The organism is Streptomyces sp. NPDC044003 (assembly GCF_056435185.1).
The window spans coordinates 705,067-729,239 of record NZ_JBWKFA010000001.1 but is presented as its reverse complement, the minus strand read 5'-3'; the positions used below and the strand labels follow the sequence as shown (position 1 = coordinate 729,239).

Below are 24,173 nucleotides of genomic sequence, written 5' to 3'. Positions count from 1 at the left end.
CCTTACTCGCCGGCGAGGAGGGCGGCGGCGTCGAGGGTGCCCTCGCCCTTGTTCCAGTTGCACGGGCAGAGCTCGTCGGTCTGCAGGGCGTCGAGGACCCGCAGGACCTCCTTGGGGTTACGGCCGACGGAGCCGGCGGTCACCATGGTGAACTGGATCTCGTTGTTCGGGTCGACGATGAAGACGGCACGCTGGGCGAAGCCGTCCTCGCCGCGGACGCCGCAGTCGCTCATGAGCTCGTGCTTCGAGTCGGCCAGCATCGGGAAGGGCAGGTCACGCAGGTCGGCGTGGTCCTTGCGCCAGGCGTGATGGACGAACTCGGAGTCGCCGGAGACACCGAGGATCTGGGCGTCACGGTCGGCGAACTCGTCGTTCAGCTTGCCGAACGCGGCGATCTCGGTCGGGCAGACGAAGGTGAAGTCCTTCGGCCAGAAGAACACCACACGCCACTTGCCCTCGTAGGACTTGTGGTCGATCTGCGCGAACTCCTTGCCGCTCTCCAGCGACACGCAGGCGGTCAGGTCGTAGGTGGGGAACTTGTCACCGACAGTGAGCACGCGCTCTCCTTGCAGGCAGGAAGGGTCCCTTTTGGGGTCTTCCGTGGGGGTTGGACGTCTCACATACTGGCACGGGGTGCATTGATCAGTGAAATAGCTAGTGTGGCTCGTGTTGATCGAAGGTGGTTATCAGTGGCATCCCCGTACAGCCCCCCGCGCGGCCCGCACCGAGGCAAGCAGCCGAGCCTCTCGCAGCTCAGAGCCTTCGCGGCGGTCGCCGAGCATCTGCACTTCCGCGATGCGGCAGCCGCCATCGGCATGAGCCAGCCCGCCCTCTCGGGCGCGGTTTCGGCTCTCGAAGAGGCACTCGGTGTCCAGCTCCTCGAGCGTACGACGCGGAAGGTACTGCTCTCGCCCGCGGGGGAGCGGCTCGCCGTCCGCGCGCGGACGGTCCTCGACGCGGTCGCGGAGCTGATGGAGGAGGCGGAGGCGGCCCAGGCCCCCTTCACCGGCGTCCTCCGGCTCGGTGTGATCCCGACCGTGGCGCCGTATCTGCTGCCCACCGTCCTGCGGCTCGTCCACCGGCGCTACCCCGAACTCGACCTCCAGGTCCACGAGGAGCAGACCTCCTCGCTTCTGGAGGGGCTCACCGCCGGGCGGCTCGACCTGCTGCTCCTCGCCGTGCCGCTCGGCGTGCCCGGCATCGCCGAACTCCCCCTCTTCGACGAGGACTTCGTCCTGGTCACCCCCGAGGGGCACCCGCTGGCCGGGCGGGACGACATCCCGCGCGAGGCCCTCAAGGAACTCCGGCTGCTGCTCCTCGACGAAGGGCACTGCCTGCGCGACCAGGCCCTCGACATCTGCCGGGAGGCCGGGCGCACCGACGGCGCCGAGGTCACCACCACCGCCGCCGGGCTCGCCACCCTGGTCCAGCTCGTCGCCGGCGGCCTCGGGGTGACCCTGCTGCCGCGCACGGCCGTGACCGTCGAGACCGCCCGTAACACCGCCCTGTGGACCGGGAGGTTCGCCGAACCGGCGCCCTCGCGGCGGATCGCCCTCGCGATGCGGACGGGCGCGGCCCGGCACGCCGAGTTCGAGGAGCTGGCCCAGGCCCTGCGCGGGGCGATGGAGGGGCTTCCGGTAAGGGTGCTGGCCTGACCCCCGTACGAGAGGGGCTTCCGGTACGGGTGCTGGCCTGACCCCGCCCATACGAGAGGGGCTTCCGGTACGAGTGCTGGCCTGCCCCCCGTACGAGAAGGGCTGACCCCGTACGAGAGGGGCGCCGGTTCCTGGCACCCCCCGGCGCCAGGAGCCCGCGCCCCCCTCGTACATGCGAACGGCGGGTTACTCCGTCCGCAGCCCGTCCGCCCGCATCAGCCGCCACAGCACCGGCATGCTCAGCAGCGTCACGACCGCGATCAGGCCGAGGCCGATCCCGACGACGGGCAGGAAGACCCACCAGTCATTCACCGGCTGCCCGCCCATCCTCAGCAGGACGAGCCCGAGCCCGAGACCGCCCGCCACGGCGAGGGCCAGTCCGAGGAGAATCGGCACCGCCGTCTGCCACAGCACCGACCAGCTCAGGATCGAGCGCCGGGTGCCGAAGGCGACGAGCGAGGAGAGCAGCCGCTTGCGGTCCCTGAGCTGCTCCAGGGTCGCGACCAGGAGCGAGGCCGCCACCAGGAGCATCGTCAGGGTGGAGCCGACGAGGATGCCGGTGCGGACGCTGGAGAACGCCTCGTCGCGCTCGGTGTCCTTCAGGGTGCGCACCCAGGAGGTCGGATCGATGGCGTCCGCCGTGTTCCGTACGTGGTCGGCGGCGTCGGGCACGGCCGGGTCGAGCCGGACCATGGCCTGCGCGTCGGGCTCGTCGAGCAGCGCGGTGTCGATCGCCGACGGGGTGGCGAGGACCCCGTACTCGTACATGCCCGTCGGGTCAGGGCGGGAGTCCACGATCCGGGCCGTGGTGGGGATCCGCCACTGCGGCAGCGGGCCCCCCTGGGGGCGGCGCGGCTCGCTCGGGTGCGGATGCGGGTCGCGCAGGGCGACCGTGGCGCCGGGCCGCGCCGCCCTGGTGACGAAGGAGTCGCCCGGATTGCCCTGCGCGCCGTGGGCGAGGAAGACGAAGACGTCCCCGTCCGTGCAGGAGGGAAGCGTGGCGAACTCCCGGAGGGAGGCGCAGTCGCCGACCCGGATGGAGGCCCTCGGGGAGAACTCCTCGCCGCCCTTCAGGGGGCCGGGCCGCCACACGCTCGACTCGATGATGCCGATCACGCCGCTGACGCCCTCGGTCCGCCGGAGGCGGTCGATCATCCCGCGGGCCTCTTCGGCGTTCTCGGCGTCGACGCCGATCGCGATCTGGGCGCGTGAGGTGTCCTGGCCGGTGGACTGCGTGAAGTCGCTCTCCATCGCCTGGAAGAGCATCTGGAGCGCGATCGCCCCGGTCGCCGCGACGACGATGCCGCTGACCGCGCGGGCCGCCGTACCGCTGCTCAACTGGAGCCTGCGGACGGCGAGCTGCCAGGCCACCGGCCCGGCGTGCAGCCGCTTCACGCCCGCCTCCACGAGCCACGGCAGCAGAGTGGTGAGGCCGACCAGGGCGAGCGTGGTGCCGAGCACGACGCTCACGCTGTCGATGCTCGTCTGGTTCGCGCGGATGTCGCCGATGAGCGGAACGAGGAAGGCCACGCCGGCCGCGAGGAGCAGCAGCCGCCACCACAGCCGGCGGCGGCGCGGGGTGGAGGTGCGGACGACGCCGAGCGGTTCGATGGCCACGCCGCGCAGTGCGAAGAGGGTGACGACGACCGAGGCGACCGGGACGACGGCGAGGACGAGCGCGGCGAGCGCGGTCATCGGCACGACGTCGCCGGGGTAGGCGTTGACGTCCCAGATGGTGAAGATCCCCGCGAACTGCCGGGCCACCGCGAAGAGTCCGAGGCCCACGAGGAGGCCGAGCAGCGCGCTCGCGAGGGATTCGCCCGCCGCGATCCGGCGGGTCATGGCGGTGTCCGCGCCGATCAGCCGCAGCGCCGCGAGCCGCCGGTCGCGCTGCTCGCCGCCGAAGCGGACGGCGGTCGCGACGAAGACGAGCACCGGGAGGAGCAGGACGACGCAGGCGACGACGACGAGGAGGATCAGGAACGCGTTCATCGGTTCCTCGGGCACCGACCAGCCGTAGCGCGTGCCGCGCCCGTCGAGGTTCTCGGGGTCGAGGAAGTCGACGTGGGCGACGTACCGGAGCTCGGCGGGGCCGATGAGTCCGGCCGGGCCGATCGTTCCGGCGATCCTGTAGGGGAGCCGCTCCTTGAGGAGGGCGCCCTCGGGGGAGTCGAGCAGCTCGCCGAGCGCGGGGGAGACCAGCATCTCGCCGGTCCTGGGGAAGGCCGGGGCGCCGGGCGGGAGCGGGGGTGCGTCGCCCTCGGGGCGCAGCAGCAGTCCGCTGATGACGTCGTCCCGGTAGACGGTGGTCCGGCTGAGATGGAGGAAGGAGTCGGGGCGGGGCGAGGTGACCTGCTCGCTGCCGTCGACGGCCCGGACGGACTCGCGTACCTCCCGCTGGAAGAGCATGTTCGGGAAGGAGGCGGCGAGCAGCAGCAGGGCCACGCCGAAGCCGACGCCGGTCGCGGTCAGCACGGTGCGGAGCAGGCCGGAGCGGCCGCCGGTGACCGCGAACCGGGCGCCGAGCCCCAGGTCGCGGGCCCAGGTGCCGAGGCTCATGCCGCCCACTCCGAGTCCCGTACCGAACCGTCCCGGACGACGACCTCGCGGTCGGAGTACGCGGCGACCCGGGCCTCGTGGGTGACGAGGACGACGGCGGCGGCGGTGTCCCGGGAGGCGTCGGTGAGGAGTCGCATGACCCGCTCGCCGTTGAGGGAGTCGAGCGCGCCGGTCGGCTCGTCGGCGAAGATCACGCGCGGGGCGGTGACGAGGGCGCGGGCGACGGCGACGCGCTGGCCCTGGCCGCCGGATATCTCGCCGGGGCGCTTGCCGGCGACGGTGTCGACCTCCAGGCGGGCGAGCCACTCGGCGGCCCTGGCCTCGGCCGTCTTCCGCTTCTCGCCGTTGAGGCGGAGCGGGAGGGCGACGTTCTCGACGCAGGTCAGCTCGGGGACGAGCTGGCCGAACTGGAAGACGAAGCCGAAGTCGGTGCGGCGCAGGGAGCTGCGCGCACCGTCGGAGAGCGCGGTGAGCTCGCGTCCGTCGTAGGTGATGGTGCCTGCGTCGGGGCGCACGATGCCGGCCAGGCAGTGCAGGAGGGTCGACTTGCCGGAGCCGGAGGGGCCCATGACGGCGACGACCTCGCCGGCCCGGAGCGCGAAGTCGGCGCCCGCGAGCGCGGGGGTGGGGCCGTAGGCCTTGTCCAGGCCGGCGGCGTGCAGGAGCGGGGTGGAGCTCATCGGCGGATCTCCTCGGCGAGCGCGTCGAGGCGGGCGGCGGTCAGTTCGAGCCAGCGCAGGTCCGCTTCCAGGTGGAAGAGGGCGTGGTCGCAGATGAGCTGGTCGGCGAGGTCGCCGTCCCGCTTGCGCCGGGTGAGTTCGCGCATCAGGCGGAGGTGCTCGGCGCGCTGGGTGTCGAGGAGCTCGGCGGCCCCGCGGCCGGTGAGCAGGGCCAGGACGACCTTGGTGTAGAGCGTGGACTGGAGGTACGGCTCCGGCTTCTCGGGGGTGGCGAGCCACTGGGCGACATCGGTGATGCCGGCCTCGGTGATCGCGTACCGCTTCCGCTCCGGGCCGCCGCCGGCCTCGATGCCGTCGACGACGACCAGGCCGTTCTTCAGGAGCCGGGACATCGTCGAGTAGACCTGGCCGTAGTGGAGCGGCCGGTCCTGGCCGAACTTCTCGTCGAAGGCGCGCTTGAGGTCGTAGCCGTGGCGCGGGCCGGACTCCAGGAGCCCGAGGAGGGTGTGACCGATGGACATGTGAACCACTCTACACGGGGTGTATACGCATGATGTATAGCCAGGCCTCGCTGCGTCCGTCACTAAACGGAATCGAGCGTTCACGCAACCATCCGCTCCGCTCGAGCGTCGGTTCCTCTGGACGTGGGTGCTGATTCTCACGTCCGGAAAAGACGTGATCGGTTGTCCTTTGTCCGTCTCGTCGGTGTTAGCTTGCCGAGCTGACCCGGCGTGGGCGGGCACAGCACCGAGGCGCCGGACACACGACGAGCGGAGCGACTGGACACATGGGCCGACCGGACAAGAGCAAGGCGAAGAAGCGCGGCATACGCCGTCTCTTCACCTGGAAGAAGCTCCTGGGCACCTTCTTCGTGTTCTGCCTGCTCGGAATGGGCGCCCTCTACGTCGTCTACCTGCTGGTCCCGGTGCCGACGGCCAACGCCGAGGCGACGATGCAGAGCAACATCTACAAGTACGCGAACGGCAAGATCCTCGCCCGCACCGGCAAGATCAACCGTGAGATCGTCGGCCTCGACAAGATCCCCCTGCAGGTCCAGAAGGCCTTCGTCGCCGCCGAGAACAAGACCTTCTACAAGGACAACGGCGTCGACATCAAGGGCACCACCCGCGCCGCCTGGAACACCGTCACCGGCAAGGGCAAGCAGGGTGGTTCGACCATCACCCAGCAGTACGTCAAGAACTTCTACCTGAGCCAGGACCAGACGGCCACGCGCAAGCTCAAGGAAATGGTCATCGCCATCAAGGTGGACCAGAAGATGAGTAAGAGCGACATCCTCGCCGGGTACATGAACACCAGCTACTACGGGCGCAGCGCCTACGGCATCCAGGCCGCCGCCCGCTCGTACTACGGCGTCGACGCCACCCAGCTCACCACCGCGCAGGGCGCCTACCTCGCCTCGCTGCTCCAGGCGCCCAACCAGTACGACTGGACCTCCGCGAACGCCACCGGCCGCAAGCTCGTCGAGGAGCGCTGGAACTACGTCCTCGACAACATGGTCGGCGAGGGCTGGCTCAGCTCCTCCGAGCGGACCGGGATGAAGTTCCCCGTCCCGCAGAAGCCCAAGCCCGCCCCCGGCATGGAGGGCCAGACCGGCTACATCGTCGAGGCCGCCAACCAGGAGCTGATCCGCCAGGGCGTCGAGGAGGAGGACATCAAGGCCGGCGGCTGGACGATCACCCTCAACATCGACGAGAAGAAGCAGAAGGACCTCGTCAAGGCGGTCGACAAGCAACTGGAGTCCAAGCTCGACCGCAAGGGCGACAAGAAGCAGGCCACCGTCCAGGCCGGCGCCACCTCCGTCGACCCGAAGACCGGCGCGGTCGTCGCGATGTACGGCGGCGTCGGCGCCACCGAGCACTGGATGTCCAACGCGACCCGCCGCGACTACCAGCCCGCCTCCACCTTCAAGCCGCTCGTCCTCGCCTCCGCCGTCGACAACCAGGCGGTCACCCAGGACGGCCGGAAGATCGGCCTCGGCACGATCTACGACGGCGACAGCCGCCGCCCGGTCGTCGGCAGCGACATCGACTTCGCGCCGGAGAACGAGGACGACTACAGCTACGGCCCCGTCACCGTCCAGAAGGCCACCAACAAGTCGATCAACTCGGTCTACGCCCAGATGATCGTCGACGTCACCCCGGCCAAGGCCAAGAAGACCGCCCTCGCCCTCGGCATGAAGGACGGCGCGGACTTCCCCGAGACCCCCGCCATCTCCCTCGGCACCATGGGCGCCTCGACCATGGACATGGCCGGCGCCTACGCCACGCTCGACAACCACGGCAAGAAGGTCACCCCGACCCTGGTGAAGACGGCCACCCACAAGGACCGCACGGTCCAGGGCGCCAAGGCGATCGGCGAGCAGGTCATCAGCCGCGAGGCCGCCGACACCGCCACCCAGGCCATGACGGGCGTCGTGCAGAGCGGCTCCGGCACGCGCGCCGCCGGAAACTACGAGGCCGCCGGCAAGACCGGCACCTCGGAGAACAACCGCTCCGCCTGGTTCGTGGGCTACACACCCGAACTCGTCACCGCCGTCGGCCTCTTCGGCGAGGACGCCCAGGGCAACCAGGTCACCCTCACCAACACCATCAACGAGGGCCGCGCCAACGGTGGCCGCACGCCCGCCCTGATCTGGGGCGACTACACCGAGCGCGCGCTGAACGGCGGCTCGGACGCCACCTTCGACCTGGAGACCGACGGCGCCGCCCCCGACGGCACCCTGCCGGACCCCACCCGGACCAGCGAGGCCCCGCAGACCGACGAGCCGACCGAGGAGCCGACCACGGCCACCACCGGCCCGACGGCCCCGCCGACCTCGACGGCCACCACGCCGCCGCAGCCGACGGGCGACCCCGTCACCACGCCGCCGGAGCCCACCCAGGAGCCGACGGCGACCCAGGAGCCGACGACCGCGCCGACGACGATCCAGCCGCCGGACGGCGGCGACCCCGTCACCAACACCACGGCGCGCCCGCCCCGCTGACGACACGACCGAAGGCCGGACCCCTTGCACGGGGTCCGGCCTTCGGTGCTTTCACGGAGGTACGAGGCTCAGGTACGGGTCGCCAGCTCGAACCAGACCACCTTGCCGCCCGACAGCCGGGTCGCCCCCCACCGCCGGGCCAGCCGGTTCACCAGGAAGAGCCCGCGGCCGCCCTCGTCCGTGTCGCGCGCCCGCCGCTGCCGGGGCAGCTGCGGCGAGTCGTCGCCGACCTCGCAGCGCAGCACGTCCGTCCGCAGCAGCCGCAGGGTCACCGGACGCTCCGCGTACCGCACGGCGTTCGTCACGACCTCGCTGATCAGCAGCTCGACCGAGTCCGTCAGCTCCTCCAGGTCCCAGCGGGCGAGCGCCCGCCGGGCGAGCCGCCGGGCCCGCCCCGGGGCCGCGTCCTCCGGCTCCAGGAACCAGTACGCGACATCGCTCGGCGCGATCCCGTCGAACCGGGCCGCGAGCAGCGCGATGTCGTCGTCCCGGTCGCCCGGACCCAGCATGTCCAGGACGTCGTCGCAGAGCGCTTCGAGCGGCGGCGAGTGGTCCGGGCCGGTCAGCTGCGCGGTCGCCGCGAGGCGCTCCCGCAGCTGCTCGATCCCCGTCCACACGTCCCGCAGCCGGGACTCGACGAGACCGTCCGTGTAGAGCAACAGCGTGGCGCCCGCCGGGGCGTCCAGCTCGACCGCCTCGAAGTCCACCCCGCCGACCCCGATCGGGGCGCCGGGCGGCACCCGCAGCACCTCGGCACGGCCGCCCAGGTGGAGCAGTATCGGTGGCGGATGGCCCGCGTTGGCGACGGTGATCCGGTGCGAGACCGGGTCGTACACCGCGTACATGCACGTCGCCATGCGGTTCTCGCCGAGCCGCTGCGCCTGCTCGTCCAGGTGGTGCAGGACCTCCTGCGGCGGCAGGTCGAGACCGGCCAGGGTCTGCGCCGTGGTGCGCAGCTGGCCCATGATCGCCGCCGAGGTCATGGAGTGGCCCATGACGTCGCCGACGACCAGGGCGACCCTGCTGCCGGGCAGCGGGATCGCGTCGTACCAGTCGCCGCCGACCCGGGCCGTCTCGGCCGCCGGCAGATAGCGCGAGGCCAGCTTGACGCCGGTCGGCTGCGGCAGCGAGTCCGGCAGCATCGTCCGCTGGAGCTCGTCCGCGATGTACGCCTCACGGCCGTACAGCACGGCCTTGTCGATGCCGAGCGCCGTGTGCGTGGCCAGCTGCGCCGCGACGAGCAGGTCGTTCGGCTCGAAGCCGGCCCGCTCCGGGCGGCGCAGGAACACGGCCGCGCCGATCACCCGGCGCCGGCCGCGCAGCGGCGCGAGGACCGCCCGCAGCCCGCCGGGCAACGGGTGCTCGGGGCCGAGCAGTTCGGTGAGGGCCGACTTGGCGGCCGCGGAGTCGCCGAAGACCGGCCGCACCCCGCGCAGCACCTCGGCGAGCGTCCCGCCGTTCCGCACCTCGCAGAGTTCGGCCGCGGGGGTCGGATCCGGATCGGGTACGAGGACGAGCTCCTCGCCCTCCAGATCGCTTAACCGGAGTCGGTCGGTGCGGCGCAGGCGCAGCACGAACGGCGCCACCGGCCGCTCGTCGCCCACCGGGAGCGGGTCGCGGAGATAGACCAGGATCTCGTCGGAGAAGGTCGGCACGGTGGCCCGGCACAGGCCGAGGACGATCTCGTCCAGGTCGATGCCGCGCGCGATGCGCCGGGTCGCGGCCCCGACGAACCGCAGCCGGTCGCCCTCCCGCCGCGCGGCGGTGTCCCCACCGCGCGCCCCGCCGGGATGCTGCGGGGAGACGGCGACGGCGACGGCACCGGGGCCGCCGGGGTGGCCCGTACCGCCCGGGTCGGTCGGGTGGCCGGTGCCGCCGGGGGCGCTCGGGTGGCCCGTGCCGACCGGGGTCTCCGGTGCGGTGGGCTGTGCGGGTGCCTCAGCGCCCGGGGTCGCGGGGGTCGCCGGGCCGCCCGCCTGGGCGGGCACGTCGGAGGGCAGGCCGGCCGCCGCCTCCTGGCGAGGGCGCGCGCGTTCCTGCGACCGGGCAGCCAGGGGCTGCCGGCCTTCGTGGGAGGTGGGATGCTCCGTCACGCGTGGGATTCCGTCCGTCCGGGCCGGTGGTGCGATGCACTCGCTCTTCTCGCCGATGCCGCGCCTTCGCCGGGGGTAAACCCTTCGTATGCAGCGGATGTGGACGTTTCGCGAGCTGCGGCAACGGCAGGGGTCGGAACACCCGGGCACACGTCCGGCACTGCTCTCCCCCTCGTGGATGACTTCTGGTCAGGTCCTGCGCTGTGCTGAGTCGTTGACGTGCTGTTCGGTCGGTCTGACGTGGTGTTCGGTCCGTCTCTGCCGTGCGGAGGACGATCCTACGTTTGAACCCCTGGGGCGCATCAAGGGTCTCACGGCGCCGTGTGCGCCGGGGTGCGATCCCAGTCCGCCGGCAGCTGCGGAACCCGCCAACCCGGATCGGGCCGCCAGTCCTCCCAGCCGTCCGCGAACGGCGTCCCCCACGTCTTGATCCGCTCCACCGCCCGCTCCCCGGCCGCCCGCACCCGGGCGGCCTGCTCCGGGCTCATCAGGCCGGACCGCTGGGCCTGCGCGAACTCGTCCTCGTCCCGCCACAGCCAGCTGCGGTCCTGGTAGACGGAGATGTCGAGGAAGTGGTCCTCGGAGTCGAAGCCGCCGGACCACCGGACCCGCGGCTCCTCCAGGTTCACGTACCAGCTGCGGAAGCGCCAGCCGCGCTCCCAGAACAGCCACACCGACCACGGCTCGCCGGGCCGCGCCAGCTTGAGCACCCCGCTGCCGGCCCAGCGGGTGCGCTCGGTGGTGCGCGGGGCGGTGTAGCGGGTGGCGAGCGGCTCCTCGTGGACGGCCGTGCCGTCGGCGAGCACGGGCCGGACGCACTCGGTGCCGGGCGCCATCCAGACCGCGAGCAGCTCGGGCGTGTCCTGGACGACCGTCACCGGCCGGCAGATGTGCACCGCTCCGGTGCCGTTGCCGCGGTAGCGCCAGAGGATGTGATCCCCCGGCGCCCAGTGCTGAGAGCCGCCCGATCCTGTCATGCGCAGATCTTAGGGGCGCGCTCCCACGACCGCTGCGGCACAGATCACGGAGGAGTCGGCTACCGGACATGGACGATTCGGCTACCGGCCGGTCACCGCCGGCGGCACCCGCGCCTGGGGGTGGGTCCCGCGCGGCACGTCCCGCGCCTACGGGTGCGTCATGCGCAGCACGTCCCGCGCCTACGGGCGTGTCATGCGCAGCACGTCCAGCGCCTCGTCGAGCTGCTCGACGGTGAGGTCGCCCCGCTCGACGTAGCCGGACTCCAGGACCACCTCGCGGATGGTCTTCCGCTCGGCGAGGGACTTCTTCGCGACCTTCGCGGCCGCCTCGTAGCCGATGTACTTGTTCAGCGGGGTGACCACGGACGGGGAGGACTCGGCGTACTCGCGGGCGCGCTCCACGTTCGCCGTGATCCCGTCGACCGTGCGGTCGGCGAGCAGCCGGGAGGCGTTGGCCAGAAGCCGTACGGATTCCAGCAGGTTCTTGGCCATCACCGGCAGCATCACGTTGAGCTCGAAGTTCCCGGCCGCGCCCGCCACCGCCACGGTGGTGTCGTTTCCGGTCACCTGCGCGGCGACCATCAGGACCGCCTCGGGGATCACCGGGTTCACCTTGCCCGGCATGATCGAGGAGCCCGGCTGGAGATCGGGGAGGTTGATCTCGGCGAGGCCGGTGCGCGGGCCGCTGGCCATCCAGCGCAGATCGTTGGCGATCTTGGTGAGGGAGACGGCGAGGGTCCTCAGCTGCCCGGAGGTCTCCACCAGACCGTCGCGGGCGCCCTGGGCCTCGAAGTGGTCGCGGGCCTCCGTCAGCGGCAGCCCGGTCGCGCGGGCGACCTCGGCGATGACGGCCGCGGAGAAGCCGGCCGGGGTGTTGATGCCGGTGCCCACCGCCGTACCGCCGAGTGGGAGTTCGGCGAGCCGGGGGAGCGAGGCGCGCAGCCGCTCGGCGCCGTACCTGACCTGGGCCGCGTAGCCGCCGAACTCCTGGCCCAGGGTGACCGGGGTGGCATCCATCAGATGCGTACGTCCGGACTTCACGACCGACGCGAATTCGGCCGATTTTCGCTCCAGGGAGGCGGCCAGGTGGTCCAGGGCCGGGATCAGGTCGCGGGTGACGGCGGCGGTGGCCGCGATGTGGATGGAGGACGGGAAGACGTCGTTCGAGGACTGCGAGGCGTTGACGTGGTCGTTGGGGTGGACCTCGCGGCCCTCGGGGAGCCGCTCGGTGGCGAGGGTGGCGATCACCTCATTGGTGTTCATGTTGGACGAGGTGCCCGAGCCGGTCTGGAAGACGTCCACGGGGAAGTGCTCGTCCCAGCGGCCCTCGGCGACCTCCTCCGCCGCCGAGACGATCGCCTCCGCGCGGTCCTTCTCGATCACCCCGAGCTCGGCGTTGACCTTGGCCGCCGCGGCCTTGATCCGGGCCAGGGCCTCGATGTGGGCGCGCTCCAGGCGCTGTCCGGAGACCGGGAAGTTCTCCACCGCACGCTGGGTCTGGGCGCGCCACTTGGCGTGCGCGGGGACCCGCACCTCACCCATGGAGTCGTGCTCGATGCGGTAGCCGTCCGTGTCGTTCATGTTTCTCAGCCTCCAAGCTGCGTTCTTCGGGGGGCGCCCCCCAACCCCCCGAAAAAGATGAGCACTTGTCTTGTTCGATGTATTCCCAAGGTGCGTACCGGCCAGTAAAAACCGTGGGTAACCCCACTTCCAGGAGGCGCAGTGAAGCGCACCAGGTACAGACTCCGCTGGCCCGTCGCGGCCGTCGCCGCCGCCGCGGCGGCCCTCGGCAGCATGACCGCCGCCGCCCCCGCCGGCGCGGTCGACACGAGCACCGCGGCCGGAATCACCTCCGTACCGCTCTCTCCCGAGCTGGAGGCGATCCGGGCTGCCGAGGCCACCAAGATCTACGGCAGCCCCGAGGAGCGCCCGCTCGCCGAACGCAGGACGGGCCTGATCTCGCTCGGCGACAGCGAGATCTCCGGCGAGGGCACGGGCACGTACGAGTCGCCCACCAACGGGCCCACCAACTGGTGCCACCGCTCCCCGGACGCCGCGATCCACCGCACCGGGATCCCCGCGGACCTCACCTTCAACGTGTCCTGCTCCGGCGCCTACACCGGGAACATCCGGATCGGCGGCTCCAAGCAGTACGCCGACGAGCTCGTCCAGAGCGACAACCTCGCGGTCAAGGCCCGCAACACCCGCATCAAGATGGTCCTGCTCGTCGCCGGCGCCAACGACGACCTGCAGTTCGGGCCCGTCATGACCGACTGCGTCCAGCGGTACGTGCTCAGCCAGGGCACCTGCGAGCCCAAGTACGCCCCCGGCTGGCAGGCCCGCGTCGACGGACTCGTCCCCAAGGTCGAGCAGACCGTCCGCGACCTGAGGACCGTCATGCGCGACGCCGGATACGCCGACGGCGACTACAAGCTCGTCGTCATGGGCTACCCCAGCCCGATCGGCCCCGACTTCCACGACAACCCGAACTTCCCCGGCAAGCTCTCCTGCGGCGGCATGGGGTACGACTCCGACACCAAGTGGGGCCGCAACTCCGCCGTCCCCGCCTTCGAGCGCGGCATGCGCAGGATCGCGGCCGACACCGGGGCCACCTACCTCGACAACTCGCGCCTCTTCCACGGCCACGAGGTCTGCATGGAGGACACCTGGGCCCGGGGCCTCTACATCGACCTCTCCAAGCCCGGCGGCCTCGACGAGAACTCCGTACGCCAGTCCTTCCACCCCAACAAGAGCGGCCACGGAGCCTTCGCGTCCTGCCTGACCCAGATCTACAACTCGGGCCTGCGCGAGGCGAGCTGCGCCGACGTCAACTCCTCCGGCACCCCGACGCTCTTCCCGCTCGCCTGGGACGACGCGTACCAGCCGCTGAGGAACCAGGCGACCGGCAACTGCCTGGACGTCAACGCCTCCGAGTCCGCCAACGGCACCGCCGTCCTCGGCTGGGACTGCCACGGCGGCCGCAACCAGGGCTGGTGGTACGACTCCGCCCGGAAGACCGTCCACACCCAGCTCACCCAGGACCGCTGCCTGGACGTGCCCGGAGCCGCCTACCAGGCCGGCAAGGCCCTCATCGTCTGGAACTGCAGCGGCGCCGCCAACCAGAGGTTCGTCCGTGACGGCGCCACGATCCGGCCCGCCGCCGCGACCGGACTCTGCCTCGCCCAGGGCGCGGCGAAGGAGCCGATCCGGCTCCAGAACTGCGACGGCTCCGCGAACCAGAAGTTCGCCTAGGAGCCCCGAGTACGCCGTGGCCTCTCGTCCGGTGCGGGACGGGGGGCCACGGTCATGCCCGGGGAGCGGTCGCAGGATCGGAGCGCCTTCTCGGCCCGGCGGAGCGGTCGGCGCGCTCTCAGCTTGGGGGAGGGCTCGGCGTGCTCTCAGCCTGGGGGAGTGCTCGGCGTGCTCAGAGCGCCTTCGTCGTGCTCTTCGCCAGCTCGTAGGCCGGGAGCATCGCCCGGTGTTCGTCGGTGTCGAGCCCGCCGAGATGGACGATGACCGTCCCCTTCGGGGTGGAGACGGCGAAGGCCCGCTCCTCCTTGGACTCCTCCATCAGCTTGTTGTGGACCGTGTAGGTCACCTCGGTCGCGGGCAGCGCGCCCGCCTTCGTCTCCCGGTAGGAGGCCGCCGAACTGCCCTTCTCCGCCTTCACGAAGCCTTCGAGAGCCGTCCGCGCCGGGCCCTTCGGGGCCGTCCACACCCGCAGGTAGCCGATGTTCCCGGAGGGCTTCGCGTCGACCTCGCAGCGGACCGTGGCCGGGCCCTGCCGGGTGAGCGCCGCGAACTCCGGGTCCTCGGGGTTCTCGACGGCCTCCGGCTTCCAGTCCTCCGCGAGCGCGAAGGAGACGGGCAGCGCGCAGGCCGAACCCGGACCGCCGAGGGTCGCGGCGGCCTCGGGCTTCGTCGGGGCCTTCGGCGAGGCCTTGGGCGAGCCGGCCGCCGGGGCGTCCGGCTTCGGGGTCGTTCCACAGGCGGTCAGCAGCAGCCCGGCCGCCACCAGGACGGCGGGGACGGCGGACGTACGTATCGGGCGGGCTCTTTCTGGCATGGCGCCATGATCCCCGACGTGACCGCCGGGGATTGCGCCGGACGGGCGAATCCGGCGTGAGCGCCGGACAATGTGAAGCATGCCGAGGGGGACCCCCATCCCACGGGAGGCAGGACATGATCCGCAGCTTCAGGAGGACCGGCGTGCTCGGCGTCTGCACGGTCGCGGCCATCGCGGCCGTCTCCTTCGCCGCCGCCCCCGTCTCCGCCTTCGCCGACGACGGAGACGGCTTCGAGTTCACGCTCTACGCCAAGGAGGTCCCGGCCGCCGGGGCGAGCGAGAGCGGGCCGCCACCCAAGGCCGGGGACGTCTTCACGATCGCCGACGACCTGTACAAGACCAAGGGCGGCACCAAGGTCGGCCGCGACGGCGTGACCTGCGCCGTGGTGCGTGTCTCCGGTGACCAGGCCGACGTGAACTGCGTGGGTACCTTCGTCCTGAACGGCGGACCGGGCGGACAGCTCACCGCCCAGGCCCTCGTCACCTTCGACATCTCGAACGAGGCGCCGGCCGCCTACGACGTCGCCATCACCGGAGGCACCGGCGACTTCACGCAGGCGCGTGGATACGTGAGTACGACCCCCGACGGGGACTACAACCGGATGGAGTTCCACATCACCACGCGGTGAGGCCGCCGTTACGACAGCTTGCCGCCGTAGTCCGGGAGCTTGAAGGCGCGCTCGGCGTGTCCGCCGACGAGGTCGGTCGTGTTGTTGCCGATGTTCGCGATGATCGTGTAGCCCTTGGCCTCGATCTCGGCGCGCTTCTCGGTCTTGTACGCGCTGACCTCGGCGAACAGGTCGGGGAGCGAGCGCACGTACAGCCCGTCGACGGGGTAGCCGGCCTTCTTCAGGTTCCAGTCCGTCAGGGAGTAGATGATGCCCGGGCGGGCGGTGACGAAGAAGACGGCCACCCCGCGCGCGTGGGCGTCGTTGACGAGCGCGCGCACGTCCGCGATGGCCGGGGTCGGCAGCTCCCAGAACGGGTGGAAGTCCGTCTCCAGGGAGCTGTTGTCGATGTCGAGGACGATGGCCTGCTTCTCGCGGCCCGCGTTCTCGGAGCGCGCCTCGATGTACGGGCGGGCCTCGGCGACGACGGCCGCGACGTCGTGGCGCCAGGTCGTGTAGTCGACGTCCGCGAGGGCCGCGGCCGAGGTGACGTGGGTGTCGGGGTCGGCGGCGGAGGCGGCGGGCGCGGCGCCGACGACGAGGACGGCGGTCAGGCCGAGGGCCGCGGCGGTGGTCTTGGCGGAGGGCATGGGGGGCTCCCGAGGGGTCGAACCGGCTCAGTGGTTGACATGCTCGCGACCCATACTGACCAGTAGGCAACGGGAGGGCTACCGGTCGGTAGCGACTTTCTGAGCGGAGATCGACGACGCCCCCCGGCCCGGAAGGGCCGAGGGGCGTCGTGAGAGCCCTGGGGATCAGCCGAGGCCGGGACCCCGCACCGGGATGTGCGTGAACGTCGGCTCGGGCGCCGGGTTCTGGAAGAAGTCGTTGCCCTTGTCGTCGACGACGACGAAGGCCGGGAAGTCCTCGACCTCGATCTTCCAGACCGCCTCCATGCCGAGCTCCTCGTACTCGACGACCTCGACCTTCTTGATGCAGTCCTGCGCGAGACGCGCCGCCGGGCCGCCGATCGAGCCGAGGTAGAAGCCGCCGTGCGCGCCGCACGCGTCCGTGACCTGCTTGCTCCGGTTGCCCTTGGCCAGCATGACCTTCGAGCCGCCCGCCGCCTGGAACTGCTCCACGTACGAGTCCATGCGGCCGGCCGTCGTCGGGCCGAAGGAGCCGGAGGCGTACCCCTCGGGGGTCTTCGCGGGGCCCGCGTAGTAGACCGGGTGGTCCTTCAGGTACTGCGGCATCTCCTCGCCCGCGTCCAGGCGCTCCTTGATCTTGGCGTGCGCGATGTCGCGCGCCACGACCAGCGGGCCGTTGAGGGACAGGCGGGTCTTCACCGGGTACTTGGTCAGCTCGGCGAGGATCTCGTCCATCGGCTGGTTCAGGTCGATCGTGACGACGTCGCTCTCCTCGGAGAGGTGCTCGTCCGTCGTCTCCGGCAGGAAGCGCGCCGGGTCGGTCTCCAGCTGCTCCAGGAAGACGCCCTCGGCGGTGATCTTCGCGACGGCCTGGCGGTCGGCCGAGCAGGACACGGCGATCGCGACGGGCAGCGAGGCGCCGTGGCGGGGGAGACGGACGACGCGGACGTCGTGGCAGAAGTACTTGCCGCCGAACTGCGCGCCGATGCCGATCTTCTGCGTCAGCTCGAAGACCTTCTCCTCCAGCTCCTTGTCGCGGAAGCCGTGGCCGGTCTCGGCGGAGCCCTCGGTGGGCAGCTCGTCCAGGTAGTGCGCGGAGGCGTACTTCGCGGTCTTCAGCGCGAACTCGGCGCTCGTGCCGCCGACGACGATCGCCAGGTGGTACGGCGGGCAGGCGGCCGTGCCGAGCGAACGGATCTTCTCCTCCAGGAACTTCATCATGGAGGCCTCGTTCAGGACCGCCTTCGTCTCCTGGTAGAGGAAGGACTTGTTGGCCGAGCCGCCGCCCTTGGCCATGAAGAGGAACTTGTACGCGCCGCCGTCGGTCGCGTACAGCTCGATCTGCGCGGGCAGGTTCGAGCCGGTGTTCTTCTCCTCCCACATGGTCACCGGGGCCATCTGCGAGTAGCGCAGGTTCAGCTTGGTGTACGCGTCGTAGATGCCCTTGGACAGGGCCTCCTCGTCACGGCCCGAGGTCAGCACGTTCTGGCCGCGCTTGCCCATGACGATCGCGGTGCCGGTGTCCTGGCACATCGGCAGCACGCCGGCGGCGGCGATGTTCGCGTTCTTGAGGAGGTCGAGCGCGACGAACTTGTCGTTGCTCGACGCCTCGGGGTCGTCGATGATCCGGCGCAGCTGGGCCAGGTGGGCCGGGCGCAGGAAGTGCTGGATGTCGTGGATGGCCTCGGCGGCCAGCTTCCGCAGCGCCTCCGGCTCGACCTTGAGGAACGTACGCCCGTCGGCCTCGAAGGTGGAGACACCTTCGGAGGTCACCAGGCGGTAGGGCGTGGTGTCCTCTCCCAGGGGGAGCAGATCGGAGTACGCAAACTCAGGCATGACGGCGGCCATTCCTCACTCGGCAGACAGCTGCGCCGCCTCCGTTGGCGGCGCGCCCTCCAGCGTAAGACGCGGGGGCGGCGGCGATCCTGTGAGGTAAGGCTCAGTAGGGGGTGGGACCGCACCGGAATGGCGTGTTTCCGTGCCCCGGCGGGGGTATGTCCGCGCCCCCCCGCGTCGGTGAATCCGGGATGCCCGCGTCGGCGAGTCCGGGATGCCCGCGTCGGCGAGTCCGGGACGCCTGCGTCGGCGAGTCCGGGATGCCCGCGTTGGCGAGTCCGGGATGCCCGCGTCGGTGAATCCGGGACGCCAGCGCTGGCGAGTCCGGGACGCCTGCGTCGGCGAACCCTGGGGTGTCCCCTAGGGGACGGGACCGGGGTCTCTCCCTCTGGTTGCGATCTATCGCGTTTCGCTAGGCTGGTTCCGTGGATCTCGAAAAGCAGCCCGAACCCGAGAAGCAGCCGCAGCCGCAGCCGCAGCCGCAGGTCGCCCCCGCCGAGCCGGCTCTCGCCGGGCCCGCCTTCGCCGATCCGCAGGGCTCGCTGCGGGCCTCGGACGCGGACCGGGACCGCATCGCGGACATCCTCAGGGACGCCCTGGCCGAGGGACGGCTCGACCCCGAGGAGCACTCGGACCGCATCGACGCGGTCTACCGGGCCAAGACCGTCGGGGAACTGGAGCCGATCGTCCGCGACCTGCCGGCCGCCCGGACCGCCCACGAGTCCGAACCGGCCTCGGCCTGGGGCTCCGACGACACCGAGGGCCCCGCGGAGAACCTCGTCGCGATCTTCTCCAGCACGACCCGCAAGGGCCGCTGGCGGGTGAGCCGCCGGACGAACGCCTTCGCGCTCTTCGGGAACGTCGAGATCGACCTGACCGAGGCGATCTTCGCCCAGCGGCTGACCACCATCAACGCCACCTCCATCTTCGGCAACGTCGAGGTGCGGGTCCCGGAGAACATCAGCCTCCGCGGCAGCGGCAGCGGCATCTTCGGGAACTTCGAGGTCGTGACCCTGGAAGGGGTCGACCCGCAGGCCCCGGTCGTCGTCATCAACGGCTACTCGGTCTTCGGGAACGTCGAGGCCAGGCCCAAGCGCGGCAAGTGGATCACCGACCTCCAGGGCAGGGTCCGCAAGCACCTCGGGCACTGACGCCCGGGGCGGCCCGGGCAACACCTGCGGGGTGTTCCGGGAGGTGACCGGAATTCGCCCTCGGGTATCCGCAGTGCGGAACGGCGGGGCACGCAGTGCATAGGCGCGCGCACAGCGGGTAGGGCTGGTGCATCGCCGCTCGCTCGCGAAGCCGTCGTCAGGAGTAGACCGTGCTGCAACTGCCGCATCAGCCCCTCCAGGTCGCCGCCGTACCCCCTCAGCGCGCCCCTGCCCGGGAGGACGAGGCCGGTCCATGGCACGCGGAGGCGGTGTGCCGCCGGGACGAGGCCGGGCTCTTCTTCGCGCCCTCCAAGGAGCCGACCGCCGCGCGGCTCGCCCGCGAGGAGGCGGCCAAGCGGGTCTGCGCGCGCTGTCCGGTGATGGTCGAGTGCCGGGAGCACGCACTGCTGCAGCCCGAGCCATACGGGGTGTGGGGCGGGCTCACCGCGGCGGAGCGCCGCGTCGTCCTCGCCCGGCGCCGGCGCCGTGAGGTGGAGCTGCGGAAGGCCGCCGCGACCGAGCGGATCGCCCAGGCGGGCTGACGGGACCGCGGAGACCTTCCCCGTGCCCGTACGAGAAGGGGCGCCCCCACCGCACATGGGGGCGCCCCTCTTCGTACCGTCGCGCCGAAGCGTTACTGCACCGAAGCGTTACTTCGCGGAAGCGTTACTTCGCGCGGTCGAAGTCGATCTTGCTGTACGCGCGCAGCTTCGAGAGGCGGTGCGTCGAGTCGATCTGGCGGATCGTGCCGGACTTCGAGCGCATGACCAGCGACTGCGTGGTCGCCGTCTCGGCGCGGTAGCGCACCCCGCGCAGGATCTCGCCGTCGGTGATGCCGGTCGCGACGAAGAACACGTTGTCGCCGCTGACCAGGTCGTTCGTGGAGAGCACGCGGTCCAGGTCGTGGCCCGCGTCCAGCGCCTTCTGGCGCTCGGCGTCGTCCTTCGGCCACAGCTTGCCCTGGATCACGCCGCCGAGGCACTTGATGGCGCAGGCGGAGATGATGCCCTCGGGGGTGCCGCCGATGCCCATGAGCATGTCGACGCCGGTGCCCTCGCGGACGGCCATGATCGAACCGGCGACGTCGCCGTCCGAGATGAACTTGATCCGGGCGCCGGTCTCGCGGATCTCCTTGACGATGCCCTCGTGGCGGGGGCGGTCCAGGATGACGACCGTGATGTCCTCGGGCGAGGAGTTCTTGGCCTTGGCGACCCGGCGGATGTTGACCGAGACGGGGGCGTTGATGTCGACGAAGTCGGCGGCCTCGGGGCCGGTGACCAGCTTGTCCATGTAGAAGACCGCGGACGGGTCGAACATGGTGCCGCGGTCGGCGGCGGCCAGGACGGCGATCGCGTTCGGCATGCCCTTGGCGTTCAGGGTCGTGCCGTCGATCGGGTCGACGGCGATGTCGACCTCGGCGCCGGTGCCGTCGCCGACCCGCTCGCCGTTGAAGAGCATCGGGGCTTCGTCCTTCTCGCCCTCGCCGATGACGACGACGCCGTTCATCGAGACGGTGGAGATCAGGGTCCGCATGGCGTTGACCGCCGCCCCGTCCGCGCCGATCTTGTCGCCGCGACCGACCCAGCGGCCTGCGGCCATGGCGGCGGCCTCGGTGACACGGACCAGCTCCAGGGCGAGGTTCCGGTCCGGTGCCTCGGGGGAAACGACAAGCTCGGGCGGAAGGTGGTGGTGCTCGGTCATCGGAGCGCACCTTTCTGTACGGCGACGGCCGGGAAAAAGAGGGTGATGCGACTCTATCGGTACGTCGACAAAATGAGCAGAGGGGCCCACGTATGAGCACAACACCATGATGCGACCATGGTGGGCGTGGCAGGTATGCGAGGCAGGCAGACGGTACGCGGGATGTTCCAGTCCCTCGGGGTGATCATGGTCGCCGCGGGCGTGATGTATCTCTTCATCCCGCACGACGAGAGCGCGGACCCGGTCAAGGCGAAGGACTACCGGGTCGAGCTCCTCACGGCCCAGCGGGCGGCGCCGTATCCGGTGCTGGCCCCCGAGGGCCTGGGCGAGGGCTGGAAGGCGACGGTCGTCTCGTACAAGCGCGAGAAGTCCGACGCCTGGCAGCTCGGTTTCCTCTCCCCGGACACCCAGTACGTGGCCGTGAACCAGTCGACGGCCGAGCCGGGGAAGTTCGTGCCCGAGGTGACCCGGAAGGCGAAGAACACCGGGAAGACCCAGACGGTCGCGGGCCAGGTCTGGCAGCGCTGGGAGGGTCCGAAGTACGACGCGCTGGTCCGCACGGAGAACGGCGCGACGACCGTGGTGACCGGCACGGCCTCCTTCGAGCGGCTGGCCGAGATGGCCGGCTCGCTCCGGTCGCAGAAGGTCTGATCCGTGTACCTCTGATCCGTATGCGTACGGGAAGGGCCCCGCACTCGTGGAGTGCGGGGCCCTTCCGTGTGCCGTCAGGCTCAGACGGTGGTGACGACCTCGTCGTAGGAGAGGCGCGGGGAGCGCGGGAACCAGGCGTCCTCGCCCGGCTTGCCGATGTTGACGACCATCAGCGGGGTGTGGTCGTCGTCCAGGAACTCCTTCTGGACGCCGGCGAAGTCCAGGCCGGTCATCGGGCCGGCGGCCAGGCCGGCGGCGCGGACGCCCACGATGAAGTAGGCGGCCTGGAGGGCGGCGTTCAGGAGGGCGGAGCCCTCGCGGACCGGGCGCTCCGAGAAGAACATGTCCTTGGCCTGCGGGAAGTGCGGGAGCAGGGACGGGAGGTCCTCGTGGAACTCGTTGTCGGCGGAGAGGATCGCGACCAGCGGGGCGGCGGAGGTCTTGGCCTGGTTGCCCTCGGCCATGTGCTTCACCAGGCGCTCGCGGGCCTCGGGGGAGCGGACCAGGGTGATGCGCAGCGGGGTCTGGTTGAAGGCGGTCGGGCCGTACTTCACCAGGTCGTAGATCGCCTGAACCTGCTCGTCGGTCACCGGCTCGTCGGTGAACGTGTTGGCGGTGCGGGCCTCGCGGAAGAGGAGGTCCTGGGCGACGGCGTCAAGGGCGAGAGACATGCTGCGTACCTTCCGGACTGCAAAGGGGGTTCGCCCGTACGAAGTTCGAGCGATGTCTCGACAGTACGCCCAGGATTGGTGAAAATTCAACTAATCTATCCGGATAGTGATCCGGTTCACTCGGAGTCTACATGCGGGGGCGCGGCCGTGAGGGGCGCCGCCCGCGCCGGAGGCCGGGGCTACTCGTCCTCGTCCTCCGCCTCGGCCGCGCGCTCCGCCGCCAGTGAGGCGTCGAGCCGGGCCCGCGCCCCCTCCAGGCGGCGCCGGCACACCTTCGCCAGCTCCTCGCCGCGCTCCCAGAGCGCGAGGGACTCCTCCAGGGACGTCCCGCCCGCTTCGAGCCGCCGGACGACCTCGATCAGCTCGTCCCGCGCCTGCTCGTAGCCGAGGGCCGCCTCTTCCGCGCTGGTGTCCGTACCCGCGTCCGTTCCCGCTGCCATGTGCCGCTCCATCCTTGGTATCCGTTTCTCTTCGCTCAGGCCGGATCTCTTCGCTCGGGCCGTTCTCTTCGCTCAGGCCGGACCTCTTCGCTCGGGCTGGACCTCTTGGCTGAGGCCGGACCTCCTGGCTCGGGCCGGACCTCTTGGCTCAGGCCGGATCGGCCACGCGCCGCACCGTGAACTCGCCCTCGGCGACCCTGGCCCGCAGCTCCTCGCCCTCCGCGACCTCCCCGGGCGAGCGGACCACGGCCCCGTCCGCCCGCTGGAGCACCGCGTACCCCCGCTCCATCGTCGCGGCGGGCGACAGCGCCCGGACACGCGCCTGCGTGTGCGAGAGCTCCGAGTCCGCCCGGTCCAGGAGGTGCCCGAGGACCCGCCGGCTCCGCGCGAGGAGCGCCGCGAGCTCGTCCTCGCGGACCTCGACCATGCGCTGCGGGTGCTCCATGACGGGCCGCGCCAGCGCGTGCGCCAGACCGCGCTCCTCGCGCTCCAGGAGGCCGCGCACGGTCCGCAGCGCCCGGTCCCGCAGCCCGCGCACCCGGTCCAGCTCCTCGCCGACGTCCGGCACGACCTTCTTCGCCGCGTCCGTCGGCGTCGAGGCGCGCAGATCGGCCACCAGGTCGAGCAGCGGGGAGTCCGGCTCGTGCCCGATCGCGGACACCACCGGCGTACGGCACTCGGCCACCGCCCGGACCAGCTGCTCGTCCGAGAACGGCAGCAGGTCCTCGACGCTGCCGCCGCCCCGGGCCACGATGATCACGTCCACGTCCTCGTGCGCGTCCAGCTCCTTGACCGCCTGGACGACCTGCGGGACGGCCTTCACGCCCTGTACCGCGACGTTCCGCACCTCGAAGCGGACGGCGGGCCAGCGCCGGCGCGCGTTCTCCAGGACGTCCCGCTCGGCCGCCGAGGCGCGGCCGCAGACCAGGCCGACGAGGTGCGGCAGGAAGGGCAGCGGCTTCTTCCGGTCGAGCGCGAAAAGGCCCTCCGAGGCCAGGCTCCGCTTCAGCTGCTCCAGGCGCGCGAGCAGCTCGCCGATCCCGACCGGCTTGATCTCCACCGCCCGCAGCGACAGCTGCCCGCGCGGCGCGTACCACTCGGGCTTGGCGTGCACGACGACCCTGGCGCCCTCCGAGACGACGTCCGCGACCGCGTCGAAGACCTGGCGGTAGCAGGTGACGGCGATGGAGATGTCGTACGAGGGATCCCGCAGCGTCAGGAAGACGACCCCGGCGCCGGGGCGCCGCGACAGCTGCGTGATCTGCCCCTCGACCCAGATCGCCCCGAGCCGGTCGATCCACCCCCCGATCATCCGGGAGACCTCACCGACGGGAAGCGGTGCTTCTGCGGACGTAGTCAGACCCATGGACCGAGCGTAACCGCGCGGTACGACAACGTCAGGGGCGCGCGGGCGGTCCGGGGCGGTCGGGG

At 71.3% G+C, this 24,173-nt stretch carries 21 protein-coding genes; 7 read left to right on the top strand and 14 right to left on the bottom strand.

Annotation, left to right across the window (positions count from 1 at the left end; genetic code table 11):
- Positions 1 to 2 precede the first annotated feature (2 nt).
- A complete protein-coding gene (locus AC07AW_RS03305; RefSeq protein WP_369146240.1) occupies positions 3 to 557 on the bottom strand; it encodes a peroxiredoxin in 555 nt (184 codons plus the stop codon).
- 132 nt (positions 558 to 689) lie between these two features.
- On the opposite strand from AC07AW_RS03305, the gene AC07AW_RS03300 reads away from it, so the two are divergent.
- Positions 690 to 1,655, top strand: coding sequence for a hydrogen peroxide-inducible genes activator (locus AC07AW_RS03300; RefSeq protein WP_478813799.1), 966 nt, complete (start codon positions 690 to 692; stop codon positions 1,653 to 1,655).
- Between the two features lie 186 nt (positions 1,656 to 1,841).
- Here the strand turns inward: AC07AW_RS03300 and AC07AW_RS03295 are convergent, their stop codons facing one another.
- The 3 genes from AC07AW_RS03295 to AC07AW_RS03285 are packed head-to-tail and all read right to left on the bottom strand — an operon-like array spanning position 1,842 to position 5,415.
- A complete protein-coding gene (locus AC07AW_RS03295; protein WP_478813798.1) occupies positions 1,842 to 4,214 on the bottom strand; it encodes an FtsX-like permease family protein in 2,373 nt (790 codons plus the stop codon).
- On the bottom strand, positions 4,211 to 4,894 hold the full coding sequence (locus AC07AW_RS03290) for an ABC transporter ATP-binding protein (RefSeq protein WP_478813797.1): 684 nt from the start codon (positions 4,892 to 4,894) through the stop codon (positions 4,211 to 4,213). Before AC07AW_RS03290 ends, AC07AW_RS03295 begins: the two co-directional genes overlap by 4 nt.
- Positions 4,891 to 5,415, bottom strand: a complete 525-nt coding sequence (locus AC07AW_RS03285; RefSeq protein ID WP_225799388.1) for a PadR family transcriptional regulator — start codon at positions 5,413 to 5,415, stop codon at positions 4,891 to 4,893. The genes AC07AW_RS03290 and AC07AW_RS03285 overlap by 4 nt, the downstream gene beginning before the upstream one ends.
- A gap of 266 nt (positions 5,416 to 5,681) precedes the next feature.
- Here AC07AW_RS03285 and AC07AW_RS03280 point away from each other — a divergent pair, with 266 nt between their 5' ends.
- The gene (locus AC07AW_RS03280) at positions 5,682 to 7,898 is read left to right on the top strand and encodes a transglycosylase domain-containing protein (protein ID WP_478813796.1); all 2,217 of its coding nucleotides are present in this window, start codon (positions 5,682 to 5,684) and stop codon (positions 7,896 to 7,898) included.
- 68 nt (positions 7,899 to 7,966) lie between these two features.
- On the opposite strand, the gene AC07AW_RS03275 is transcribed toward AC07AW_RS03280, so the two are convergent.
- From AC07AW_RS03275 to AC07AW_RS03265, 3 genes are all read right to left on the bottom strand, one after another.
- The gene (locus AC07AW_RS03275) at positions 7,967 to 9,991 is read right to left on the bottom strand and encodes a SpoIIE family protein phosphatase (RefSeq protein ID WP_478813795.1); all 2,025 of its coding nucleotides are present in this window, start codon (positions 9,989 to 9,991) and stop codon (positions 7,967 to 7,969) included.
- Positions 9,992 to 10,302: 311 nt separating this feature from the next.
- Positions 10,303 to 10,968: a cytidylyl-2-hydroxypropylphosphonate hydrolase gene (gene fomD / locus AC07AW_RS03270; RefSeq protein ID WP_478813794.1), complete on the bottom strand. Its 666-nt coding sequence runs from the start codon at positions 10,966 to 10,968 to the stop codon at positions 10,303 to 10,305.
- Between the two features lie 180 nt (positions 10,969 to 11,148).
- On the bottom strand, positions 11,149 to 12,549 hold the full coding sequence (locus AC07AW_RS03265; protein ID WP_478813793.1) for a class II fumarate hydratase: 1,401 nt from the start codon (positions 12,547 to 12,549) through the stop codon (positions 11,149 to 11,151).
- Between the two features lie 141 nt (positions 12,550 to 12,690).
- Between AC07AW_RS03265 and AC07AW_RS03260 the strand changes: the two genes are divergently transcribed.
- Positions 12,691 to 14,220, top strand: a complete 1,530-nt coding sequence (locus AC07AW_RS03260) for a ricin-type beta-trefoil lectin domain protein (RefSeq protein ID WP_478813792.1) — start codon at positions 12,691 to 12,693, stop codon at positions 14,218 to 14,220.
- 172 nt (positions 14,221 to 14,392) lie between these two features.
- On the opposite strand, the gene AC07AW_RS03255 is transcribed toward AC07AW_RS03260, so the two are convergent.
- On the bottom strand, positions 14,393 to 15,034 hold the full coding sequence (locus AC07AW_RS03255) for a lipoprotein (protein WP_478813791.1): 642 nt from the start codon (positions 15,032 to 15,034) through the stop codon (positions 14,393 to 14,395).
- 116 nt (positions 15,035 to 15,150) lie between these two features.
- Between AC07AW_RS03255 and AC07AW_RS03250 the strand changes: the two genes are divergently transcribed.
- Positions 15,151 to 15,663, top strand: a complete 513-nt coding sequence (locus AC07AW_RS03250) for a dirigent protein (RefSeq protein WP_478813790.1) — start codon at positions 15,151 to 15,153, stop codon at positions 15,661 to 15,663.
- A gap of 8 nt (positions 15,664 to 15,671) precedes the next feature.
- On the opposite strand, the gene AC07AW_RS03245 is transcribed toward AC07AW_RS03250, so the two are convergent.
- Together AC07AW_RS03245 and AC07AW_RS03240 are read right to left on the bottom strand one after the other, a co-directional pair.
- Positions 15,672 to 16,292, bottom strand: a complete 621-nt coding sequence (locus AC07AW_RS03245; RefSeq protein WP_453511266.1) for an HAD family acid phosphatase — start codon at positions 16,290 to 16,292, stop codon at positions 15,672 to 15,674.
- Positions 16,293 to 16,457: 165 nt separating this feature from the next.
- Positions 16,458 to 18,128, bottom strand: coding sequence for a fumarate hydratase (locus tag AC07AW_RS03240; protein WP_478813789.1), 1,671 nt, complete (start codon positions 18,126 to 18,128; stop codon positions 16,458 to 16,460).
- Between the two features lie 425 nt (positions 18,129 to 18,553).
- Between AC07AW_RS03240 and AC07AW_RS03235 the strand changes: the two genes are divergently transcribed.
- On the top strand, positions 18,554 to 19,279 hold the full coding sequence (locus tag AC07AW_RS03235) for a DUF1707 SHOCT-like domain-containing protein (RefSeq protein WP_478813788.1): 726 nt from the start codon (positions 18,554 to 18,556) through the stop codon (positions 19,277 to 19,279).
- A gap of 170 nt (positions 19,280 to 19,449) precedes the next feature.
- Positions 19,450 to 19,821 (top strand): WhiB family transcriptional regulator, encoded by a 372-nt coding sequence (locus tag AC07AW_RS03230; protein ID WP_030692804.1) that lies wholly within the window; start codon positions 19,450 to 19,452, stop codon positions 19,819 to 19,821.
- Between the two features lie 124 nt (positions 19,822 to 19,945).
- On the opposite strand, the gene glpX is transcribed toward AC07AW_RS03230, so the two are convergent.
- On the bottom strand, positions 19,946 to 20,980 hold the full coding sequence (gene glpX / locus AC07AW_RS03225; protein ID WP_329854066.1) for a class II fructose-bisphosphatase: 1,035 nt from the start codon (positions 20,978 to 20,980) through the stop codon (positions 19,946 to 19,948).
- Between the two features lie 117 nt (positions 20,981 to 21,097).
- Here glpX and AC07AW_RS03220 point away from each other — a divergent pair, with 117 nt between their 5' ends.
- Positions 21,098 to 21,631: a DUF4245 domain-containing protein gene (locus AC07AW_RS03220; protein WP_478813787.1), complete on the top strand. Its 534-nt coding sequence runs from the start codon at positions 21,098 to 21,100 to the stop codon at positions 21,629 to 21,631.
- A gap of 80 nt (positions 21,632 to 21,711) precedes the next feature.
- Here the strand turns inward: AC07AW_RS03220 and AC07AW_RS03215 are convergent, their stop codons facing one another.
- The 3 genes from AC07AW_RS03215 to xseA form a co-directional block, all read right to left on the bottom strand.
- Positions 21,712 to 22,302, bottom strand: coding sequence for a malonic semialdehyde reductase (locus AC07AW_RS03215; protein WP_478813786.1), 591 nt, complete (start codon positions 22,300 to 22,302; stop codon positions 21,712 to 21,714).
- Positions 22,303 to 22,481: 179 nt separating this feature from the next.
- Positions 22,482 to 22,742: an exodeoxyribonuclease VII small subunit gene (locus AC07AW_RS03210; protein WP_478813785.1), complete on the bottom strand. Its 261-nt coding sequence runs from the start codon at positions 22,740 to 22,742 to the stop codon at positions 22,482 to 22,484.
- Between the two features lie 148 nt (positions 22,743 to 22,890).
- On the bottom strand, positions 22,891 to 24,108 hold the full coding sequence (gene xseA / locus AC07AW_RS03205) for an exodeoxyribonuclease VII large subunit (RefSeq protein ID WP_478813784.1): 1,218 nt from the start codon (positions 24,106 to 24,108) through the stop codon (positions 22,891 to 22,893).
- Between the last annotated feature and the right edge of the window lie 65 nt (positions 24,109 to 24,173).

Coding starts and splice junctions, on each gene's coding strand:
- AC07AW_RS03295 (WP_478813798.1), bottom strand. CDS start 4,214: ATGAGCCTCGGCACCTGGGCCCGCGACCTGGGGCTCGGCGCCCGGTTC.
- AC07AW_RS03290 (WP_478813797.1), bottom strand. CDS start 4,894: ATGAGCTCCACCCCGCTCCTGCACGCCGCCGGCCTGGACAAGGCCTAC.
- AC07AW_RS03285 (WP_225799388.1), bottom strand. CDS start 5,415: ATGTCCATCGGTCACACCCTCCTCGGGCTCCTGGAGTCCGGCCCGCGC.
- AC07AW_RS03280 (WP_478813796.1), top strand. CDS start 5,682: ATGGGCCGACCGGACAAGAGCAAGGCGAAGAAGCGCGGCATACGCCGT.
- fomD (WP_478813794.1), bottom strand. CDS start 10,968: ATGACAGGATCGGGCGGCTCTCAGCACTGGGCGCCGGGGGATCACATC.
- AC07AW_RS03265 (WP_478813793.1), bottom strand. CDS start 12,549: ATGAACGACACGGACGGCTACCGCATCGAGCACGACTCCATGGGTGAG.
- AC07AW_RS03255 (WP_478813791.1), bottom strand. CDS start 15,034: ATGCCAGAAAGAGCCCGCCCGATACGTACGTCCGCCGTCCCCGCCGTC.
- AC07AW_RS03250 (WP_478813790.1), top strand. CDS start 15,151: ATGATCCGCAGCTTCAGGAGGACCGGCGTGCTCGGCGTCTGCACGGTC.
- AC07AW_RS03245 (WP_453511266.1), bottom strand. CDS start 16,292: ATGCCCTCCGCCAAGACCACCGCCGCGGCCCTCGGCCTGACCGCCGTC.
- AC07AW_RS03240 (WP_478813789.1), bottom strand. CDS start 18,128: ATGCCTGAGTTTGCGTACTCCGATCTGCTCCCCCTGGGAGAGGACACC.
- glpX (WP_329854066.1), bottom strand. CDS start 20,980: ATGACCGAGCACCACCACCTTCCGCCCGAGCTTGTCGTTTCCCCCGAG.
- AC07AW_RS03220 (WP_478813787.1), top strand. CDS start 21,098: ATGGTGGGCGTGGCAGGTATGCGAGGCAGGCAGACGGTACGCGGGATG.
- AC07AW_RS03215 (WP_478813786.1), bottom strand. CDS start 22,302: ATGTCTCTCGCCCTTGACGCCGTCGCCCAGGACCTCCTCTTCCGCGAG.
- AC07AW_RS03210 (WP_478813785.1), bottom strand. CDS start 22,742: ATGGCAGCGGGAACGGACGCGGGTACGGACACCAGCGCGGAAGAGGCG.
- xseA (WP_478813784.1), bottom strand. CDS start 24,108: ATGGGTCTGACTACGTCCGCAGAAGCACCGCTTCCCGTCGGTGAGGTC.